General features: G+C 74.6%; 6 protein-coding genes and 1 pseudogene. 3 read left to right on the top strand and 4 right to left on the bottom strand.

Going from position 1 to position 7,579, the window contains the following annotated elements; genetic code table 11:
* Nucleotides 1-343 precede the first annotated feature (343 nt).
* Nucleotides 344-1,699, top strand: coding sequence for a lipase family protein (locus QJS33_RS30660; RefSeq protein WP_306371566.1), 1,356 nt, complete (start codon nt 344-346; stop codon nt 1,697-1,699).
* Nucleotides 1,700-1,838: 139 nt separating this feature from the next.
* On the opposite strand, the gene QJS33_RS30655 is transcribed toward QJS33_RS30660, so the two are convergent.
* A complete protein-coding gene (locus tag QJS33_RS30655; protein ID WP_306371565.1) occupies nt 1,839-2,351 on the bottom strand; it encodes a hypothetical protein in 513 nt (170 codons plus the stop codon).
* 463 nt (nt 2,352-2,814) lie between these two features.
* On the opposite strand from QJS33_RS30655, the gene QJS33_RS30650 reads away from it, so the two are divergent.
* On the top strand, nt 2,815-4,077 hold the full coding sequence (locus QJS33_RS30650; protein ID WP_306371564.1) for an aromatic acid exporter family protein: 1,263 nt from the start codon (nt 2,815-2,817) through the stop codon (nt 4,075-4,077).
* 42 nt (nt 4,078-4,119) lie between these two features.
* Here QJS33_RS30650 and QJS33_RS30645 read toward each other — a convergent pair whose 3' ends face one another.
* Nucleotides 4,120-5,928 (bottom strand): acyl-CoA dehydrogenase, encoded by a 1,809-nt coding sequence (locus QJS33_RS30645; protein ID WP_306371563.1) that lies wholly within the window; start codon nt 5,926-5,928, stop codon nt 4,120-4,122.
* A 121-nt stretch (nt 5,929-6,049) separates the two neighbouring features.
* Here QJS33_RS30645 and aroQ point away from each other — a divergent pair, with 121 nt between their 5' ends.
* Nucleotides 6,050-6,523, top strand: a complete 474-nt coding sequence (gene aroQ / locus QJS33_RS30640) for a type II 3-dehydroquinate dehydratase (protein ID WP_306371562.1) — start codon at nt 6,050-6,052, stop codon at nt 6,521-6,523.
* 77 nt (nt 6,524-6,600) lie between these two features.
* Here the strand turns inward: aroQ and QJS33_RS30635 are convergent, their stop codons facing one another.
* Together QJS33_RS30635 and QJS33_RS30630 are read right to left on the bottom strand one after the other, a co-directional pair.
* On the bottom strand, nt 6,601-7,236 hold the full coding sequence (locus QJS33_RS30635; RefSeq protein WP_306371561.1) for a histidine phosphatase family protein: 636 nt from the start codon (nt 7,234-7,236) through the stop codon (nt 6,601-6,603).
* A 49-nt stretch (nt 7,237-7,285) separates the two neighbouring features.
* Nucleotides 7,286-7,579, bottom strand: a pseudogene (locus QJS33_RS30630) (saccharopine dehydrogenase); the annotation flags it as partial.

Here is a 7,579-nt window from a genome sequence, read left to right as displayed (position 1 = left end):
GCTGCTGAGGGCCGTACCCGCGGCGGGCCCGTCGCCGGCCGCCGCCGGGGGGCGGCCCGCTGCCCCTGCGAAGAACGGGGCGGAAGGGGAACCGGTGACGGTCATCGGGTTTCCAGGCCGGTGTCGACATCCGTCGCCTTTGTTCTGTGCAGCGCCCGGAGTCTGTTTCCGGCCGGTGGATTCCCTGATGCTGCGAGCCGGGGCTTCTCCTACGTTGGGTCACGCACCGCGACATGCGGTGATCCGAAGACCCGAGGATTCCTCCTCGGTCCGGCCGTGTCGTCCCCACCGGACACGGCACCGTCCCCAGGCGCGAATCCCTGAGGAACCAGGAGTCACCCCCATGCCCAGACAGCCCCGTATCCGGCGTGCGCGCCGGGCGGCGACGCCCGCCGCGGCCTGCGCAACGCTCGTGCTGGCCGCCGCGGCCGTCGCGTGGAACCACGGCGGCACCGTCGTCGAGGCCGAACCCGTCGTGGCATCGGCCCCGGCGGAGAACGGACCGACCGCGGCCCAGCAGGAGGAGGCCGAGCAGGCCATGGAGTTCATGGCCGACACCGAACAGCCGGAGGAGGGCCTCACCCCCCGGGAGGAGGACTTCTACCTGCCGCCGGACCCGCTGCCGGCGGGGGAGCCCGGTGACGTGATCCGCGCCGAACCCGTCGAGGCCTTCCTCGATCCGCTGCGCGCCGACCGCTTCCCCGCCGACGTGTGGCGGGTGATGTACCTGTCCACCGACTCCCTCGGGGAGCCGATGGCGGTCACCGGCACCGTCATGGTGCCGACCGCGCCCTGGGAGGGCGGGGGCGAGCGGCCCCTGGTCGCCCACGCGATCGGCACGCACGGCCTGGGCGACCAGTGCGCCCCCTCCGTCGGACTGACCAGGGGCCTGGAGTTCGAGGCCCCCCTCATGGAACGCATCATCGACGACGGGTACGCGATGGTCGTGCCCGACTACGAGGGCTTCGGCACCCCGGGCGTCCACACGTTCATGGCGGGGCGGTCCCAGGGGCGGGCCGTGCTCGACTCGCTGCGCGCGGCCACCCGGCTGGCCGAGGCGGGCGTCCCCGCCGGATCGCCGATGGGCGTCTCCGGGTTCTCCCAGGGCGGCGGGGCCGCGGTCTGGGCGGCCCAGCTGCACCCGGACTACGCGCCGGAACTGCAACTGGCCGGCGTCGCCGCGGGCGGGGTGCCCGCGGACCTGTACCGGGTCGCCCGGTCCCTGGAGGGCGGCGCCTACTTCTCGTTCCTGGGCTTCGCCGCGATCGGCCTCGACAGTGCCTACCCCGACCTGGCCCTCGACGAGCACCTCGACGGGGACGGGGCCGCCCTGATGGCGGACCTGGAGGACGACTGCGTGGCGGAGGCCCTGCCCAAGGGAATGTTCATGTCCCTGGACGACGTCACCGTGTCCGACCCGCTGGACACCCCGCAGTGGCGGGAGCGGCTGGCGGAGAACCTGCCCGGTGAGAGCGCCCCGACCGTTCCGCTGTACATGTACCACTCGGTCCTGGACGACGCGATCCCGATCGGCCAGGCCGCGGAGCTGCGCGACCGCTACTGCGCGGCCGGTGTCGACCTGCAATGGCGCAAGACCTACTCCGGGGGGCACGCCACCAGCATGTACCTCGACCACCAGGGCGCGCACGACTGGATGGGCGACCGGCTCGCCGGACGGCCCACCCACAGCACCTGCTGACCGCCGACGGGTGACCGTGCCCGCCGCCCCCGCGGGCGGCGGGCACGGTCACCGCGGGGCCGGTCCCTCCGGCGGCGGACCCCCGCCGGAGGGACCGCGTCGCCGTGCCGGGGGCGGGGCGACGGCCCGCGGGCGGGGCTCAGCCGGCGAGGTCGGGCTCCCCGGCGCGCTCCCGGTAGGCCTGCGCCTGGAGGTGCCACAGCTCCCGGTACACGCCGCCCCGATCCGGTCGGGGTGGGCACGGCCGCGAACACGTCCTCCAGGACGGCGTTGGTCGCCACCAGCGCCCAGGCGGTGGACGCGCCCATACCCAGCCCGAACACGGCGGTGGCGGCCAGGTCGCCGGGCCCCGCCCACCGGCCAGGGCGCGGCCGACCAGGGCGGGCCTCCGGCGGGCCATCGACCACCAGGTGGCCTCGCGGGCCCGGTCGCGGAACAACCGGTACCCGGGGGTGGCGAGCTCCTCGGGGTCGCCGTCGGGGGCCCGGGGGGCGTCCCCGCCGGCCGTCGCGTCCGCGTCGGGGGCGTCGGCCGCGGGGCCGGGCTGCGCACGGCCGGCCGCGGAGGCGCCGGGGGAGGGGGCTCCCGGGGAGTCGGCGGGGGTGTCGTGCTCGGAGTCGTTCTCGGCGGCGTCGGCGTTATGGGCGCGCAACAGGCGTTCCTCTCCGTTTCCGGGGCGGGGACAGGCCGATCATGACGGTCCGGACCGTCCCTCCGGGAGGGGGCGACCGGTTGCGGTCCGACCGCATCGGGTCGCGGGGGAGCCCCGCCGGGGGCGGTCACGCATGTCCGGCGGCCGGGACGGGCCCGGACCGGCCGGGTAAGGGGCGACCCGGATCCGTGTCCGACGCGGTCGCCGGCGTCCTTCCGTGGTCTGCCGCGCCGCCTGTCGCCGACCGGGGGAGAACATCACGGAGTTCACGGTGTGGGTGCTTGGCGGTTCTTTGTCGTCCTGATGCCGTGGTGGGCGCCCGGTCCCGGTACGCGCCCCGCGCGAAACGCGACGATCGCGCAGAACCCGCGCTCTTCCCGCCCGTGCCGCTATCAATGGAACCGCGGCCACGTGCACCCCCCACCGCACGTCCGGACCCCGGCGAGGTGAGGAGAGGTGGTACATGGCTGGTCTCCGGGCGCGCACCCGTGACCTGCGGCACCGGATCGAGGAGACGGCGGCGGTGGTCCGCGACCGCCTCACCGCCCACACCTGGTCGGTGGTGCAGGCCGCCCTCGCGGCCGTCATCGCCTGGGCCATCGCGGGCGGCCTCGTCCAGGACCACAGCCCCTTCTTCGCCCCCATCGCCGCCGTCATCGCGCTCAACGCCGCCGGCGGCGAACGCGGCTCCAACGCGGTCAAACTCCTCGCCGGGGTGTTCATCGGCATCGGTGCGGGCGAGCTCGCCCTGGCGCTGCGCTTCGACGAACTCGTCACCATGAGCGCGGCCACCCTGCTGGCCATGCTCGTGGCCGTGGCCATCAACGCCGAGCGGATCGTCATCGGACAGGCCGCGGCCAGCGCCATCCTGACCACGATCTTCATCGGGGGCGGCAGCCCCGGCATCGACCGGCTCGTCGACGCCCTCATCGGCGCGGGCGTCGCCCTGGTCTTCAGCCAGCTGCTGTTCCCCGCCCGGCTGGTCGCACTGCTGCGCCGCATCGAGGTGGACGCGCTCGGTGAGATGTCGGGCATGCTCACCGGTGTCGCCCAGGCCCTGGACGAGGAGGGCGACGTCTCCAGCCAGCAGATGGTCAACCGGCTCGGCGACCTGAGCAGGCCGATGGCGGAGCTCAGCCGCGCCCGCGAGGCCAGCATGACCACCATCCGGCTGTCCACGATCCGCTGGGGCGACCCGCAACCGGTGCTGGACGAGGACGAGATCATCGAACGCCTCATCCTGCTGGCGGAGAGCTGCCTGTTCCTGTGCCGCAGCACCGCCGCCATGGGCGCCCACGAACGCCGCGAGCTGGTCCCGATCGTGTCCGGCATGGCCGACGTGCTGGGCATCCTCGCCGACGACCTCAGCAGCCGCGAGGCGCGCGAGCAGGCGGTGGAGCAGGCGCTGATGACCGCGCGCATGTACGGGCCGGGGCGCCCCGACGACGACCAGGTGACCCAGGCCACCCACCTGGCGGTGGAGATGGTCGCCACCGACATCATGCTGTTCGCGGGCATCCGGTTCGAGGAGGTGGAGGAGGTCCTCCAGGGCGACCTGGAGGACCCGAGGATCCCGCCGCCGCCGGGGGTGCCCTGGCTGCCGTGGCTGCGCTGGCGCCCCCGCCTGGGACCGGTCCGGGACAGGTTCGCCCGGTGGGGGCCGGGGCCGCACCGCCCCGGCGCCCCCCGCCGCCTGGGCCGCTGGCGCCCGGGCCCGCCCCGCTGACGGACCGGCGGGCCCGGCCGGTACCGGGCCCGCGGCCCCCCGTCAGAGGGCGTCGGGCGGGGTGTCCAGGACCGTGCGGTCGCGGGAGGACACCAGGTCGAACTGCGGGCCGGTGCGCGGCAGCTCGTGCCGGAAGAAGTACGCGGCCGCCGCCCGCTTGCCCGCGTAGAACGCCTCGCCCGGGGCGTCCTCGCGGCCGTGCGCGGCCACCAGCTGCTCCAGCCACATCCACGCCACCACCACGTGCCCGACGGCCTCCAGGTAGGGGGTGGCGTTGGCCAGCGCCTCCGCCGGGTCGCCGTTCGCCCAGGCCGCCGCGGTGGTCCGCGCGACCCGCTCCAGGGCGGCGTCCAGCAGGTCGGCGAACTCCGCTTCGGCCCCGCCCAGGTCCCGGGCCCGCGCGGAGGTGGCGCGGGCGGTCTCCACCAGCAGCCCCAGCCCGGCCCCGCCGCCCTGTACCGCCTTGCGGCCCAGCAGGTCCAGCGCCTGGATCCCGTGGGTGCCCTCGTGGATCGCGTTGAGCCGGTTGTCCCGGTAGTGCTGCTCCACGTCGTACTCGCGCGTGTACCCGTACCCGCCGTGGACCTGGATCGCCAGGCTGTTGGCCTCCAGGCACCACTGCGAGGGCCAGCTCTTGACGATCGGGGTGAGCACGTCCAGCAGGGCGTCCGCCCGCTCGCGCGCCGCGGCGCCGTCGGCGGTGACGGTCTCGTCGACCAGCCGGGCGCAGTACAGGACCAGGGCCAGCGCCCCCTCCACGTAGCTCTTCTGCGCCAGCAGCATCCGCCGCACGTCGGTGTGCTCGATGATCGGCACCGGCGGGTGCGACGGGTCCTTGTCGCCCAGCGGGCGGCCCTGGAGGCGCTCGCGCGCGTACGCCAGCGACTTCAGGTACCCGGTGTAGCCGACTGCGGTGGCGCCCGCGCCCACCCCGATCCGGGCGCCGTTCATCATGTGGAACATGTACCGCAGCCCCTGGTGCGGCTCCCCGACCAGGTATCCGACCGCGCCGGGCTCGCCGCCGGGGGTGTGCCCGCCCTCGCCGAAGTTGAGCAGTGCGTTGACGGTGCCGCGGTAGCCCATCTTGTGGTTGAGGCCCGCGGGGACGACGTCGTTGCGCTCGCCGATCGACCCGTCGGGGTTCACCAGGTACTTGGGCACGATGAACAGCGAGATGCCCTTGACCCCGGGCGGTCCGCCGGGGATCTTGGCCAGCACCAGGTGGACGATGTTCTCGGTGAGCTCGTGGTCGCCCGCCGAGATCCACATCTTGTTGCCGAACAGCCGGTACGTGCCGTCCCCGGCGTCCCGGGCGCGGGTGGTGATGTCGGCCAGGGAGCTGCCGGCCTGCGGCTCGGACAGGCACATGGTGCCGGTGAACCGGCCCTCCACCATGGGCCGCACGTAGGTGTCGACCTGCTCGGGGGTGCCGTGGGCGAGCAGCAGCCGGGCGTTGCCGGCGGTGAGGAACGGGTAGGCGGAGGAGCCCAGGTTGGCGGCCTGGAACCAGGCGCTGCACGCGCCGGCCACCACCTGGGGGAGCTGGCCGCCGCCGACGGAGGCGGGCAGGCCGAGTGCGTTGAGGCCGGTCTCGGCCATGACCTCCAGGGCCTTCTTGACCTCGGGGATGACGTGGACGCGCTCGCCGTCGAAGTGCGGCTCGTTGGCGTCGTTGGCCTTGTTGTGCGGGGCGAAGTGGTCGGTGGCGACGCGTTCGGCCAGTTCGAGGGCGCCGTCGAGGGTTTCACGGGAGTGGTCGGCGTAGTGGGCGCGCCGGGTGAGGGACTCGGCGTCGAGCCACTCGTAGAGCAGGAATCGCAGGTCGCGCGCGGACAGCAGGGTGGACGCCACGGGGTCGCCTCCTCGAAGTGATTGACCGACTGGTCGGTATGGTATCTGCCCGGGGAACCCCCCGGGTGACCGGGGTCATAGGCTGGCCGTGCACGTTCGACCGCCTTCGACAAGGAGCACCGTGACCACTCCCGTCGCCGACCCGTCCCGCACCGTCCTGCTGCTCAACGGGCCCAACCTCAACCTGCTCGGCACCCGCGACCCCGCCCAGTACGGCACCACCACCCTGGCCGAGGTCGAGGCCCGGGTCACCGAACTCGGCGAGGAGCTGGGCGTGGAGGTGGTCTGCGCGCAGAGCAACGGCGAGGGGGAGATGGTCGACCGGCTGCACGCCGCCCGCGGCTGGGCCGGCGTGGTCATGAACCCCGGTGCGTACGCCCACTACGGCATCGCGCTGCGCGACGCCGTCGACGCCGTCGAGGCGCCCGTGGTGGAGGTGCACATCTCCAACGTGTACGCCCGCGAGGAGTTCCGGCACACCTCGGTCACCGCCCCGGTGGCCGCCGGGTACATCGCCGGCTGTGGGGTGCTCGGCTACGAGCTGGCGCTGCGCGCGGTCCTGGGCCGGGCGGCCGAGCGCGGCACCCTGGGCTGAGGCGCCCGCGCGCCCGCACCCGGGGGTACCGACCGGTCGGTTTCCCCCGGGCGCACGGACGCGCGGCACACCGCGCCTCAGCGGAAGGTCGTCAGCTCCGCACCGGCCTGCTCCAGGTGCGCGTGGTCGTTGAACGACAGCAGCCGGGTGCCGCCGCGTCCGTGCACCACCTTGGTGACCGACCCGTTCACCACGATCCGGTTCAACTCCAGGAACCCGTGCGCCGGGGCCCGCAGCAGCGCCGCGCACACCGTCGCGACCACCCCCGCCGACGTGAACACCAGGGCCGTCTCGCCCCGGCCCAGCCCGGCGACCGTGTCCGCCAGCGCGGCCCGCACCCCGCCGCGGAACGCCTCCCAGCTGCCCGGGCCGGTGCCCCCGGCGGCGATCCACGCTGACAGCCCGGCGTCCAACCGCTCCTGGAGGGTGCCCTCGGCGACGGGGTGCCGGGACAGCAGTTCCAGGTGCTCGTACTCGTTCCAGCGCTCGTCGACCGTCGGCTCGGCGTCGATCCCGGCCTCGGCCAGGGCGGTCGCCGCGGTCTGGCGCTGCCTGCGCAGCGACCCCGACAGTACGGGGCCCGGGCGCAGGCCGCGGCGCTTGAGCTCGGCGCCCAGCAGCCGCGCCTGCTCGTATCCGGTGGGACTCAACTCGTCGTAGTCCTCCGCCTCCGGCGATGCCTTGCCGTGGCGGATGAGGTAGATGCTCGGCATCGCCCCAGAGTACGAGCGCGGCCCGCACGCCCCCGCCCCCGGGTCCGCTTCAGCCCTCCGCCGCGTCCAGCACCTCGAACCCGAACCCGGCGGCCCGCAGCCGTTCGATGAGCGCGTTCCCCATGGCCGTCGCCGTGGTCACCTGGCCGCGGGTCGCGGGCAGGTCGTCGTGCAGCAGGCACAGCGCCGACTCCGCGAGCATCACCGACGTCCCCGCGTACCCGGGCTCGGGCCCCGACACCCGCGTGTACACCCGGCGCCCGCCGCCCCGGCCGGCGAAGTGCACCGTGAACCAGCCCGCCGCCAGCTGCTCGGGGGTGGGCCCCTCACCGGGGGCGCGCAG

Origin of the sequence: Nocardiopsis sp. CC223A (assembly GCF_030766825.1) — a bacterium.
Taxonomy (GTDB): domain Bacteria; phylum Actinomycetota; class Actinomycetes; order Streptosporangiales; family Streptosporangiaceae; genus Nocardiopsis.
This window is presented reverse-complemented; position numbering and strand designations above follow the sequence as displayed.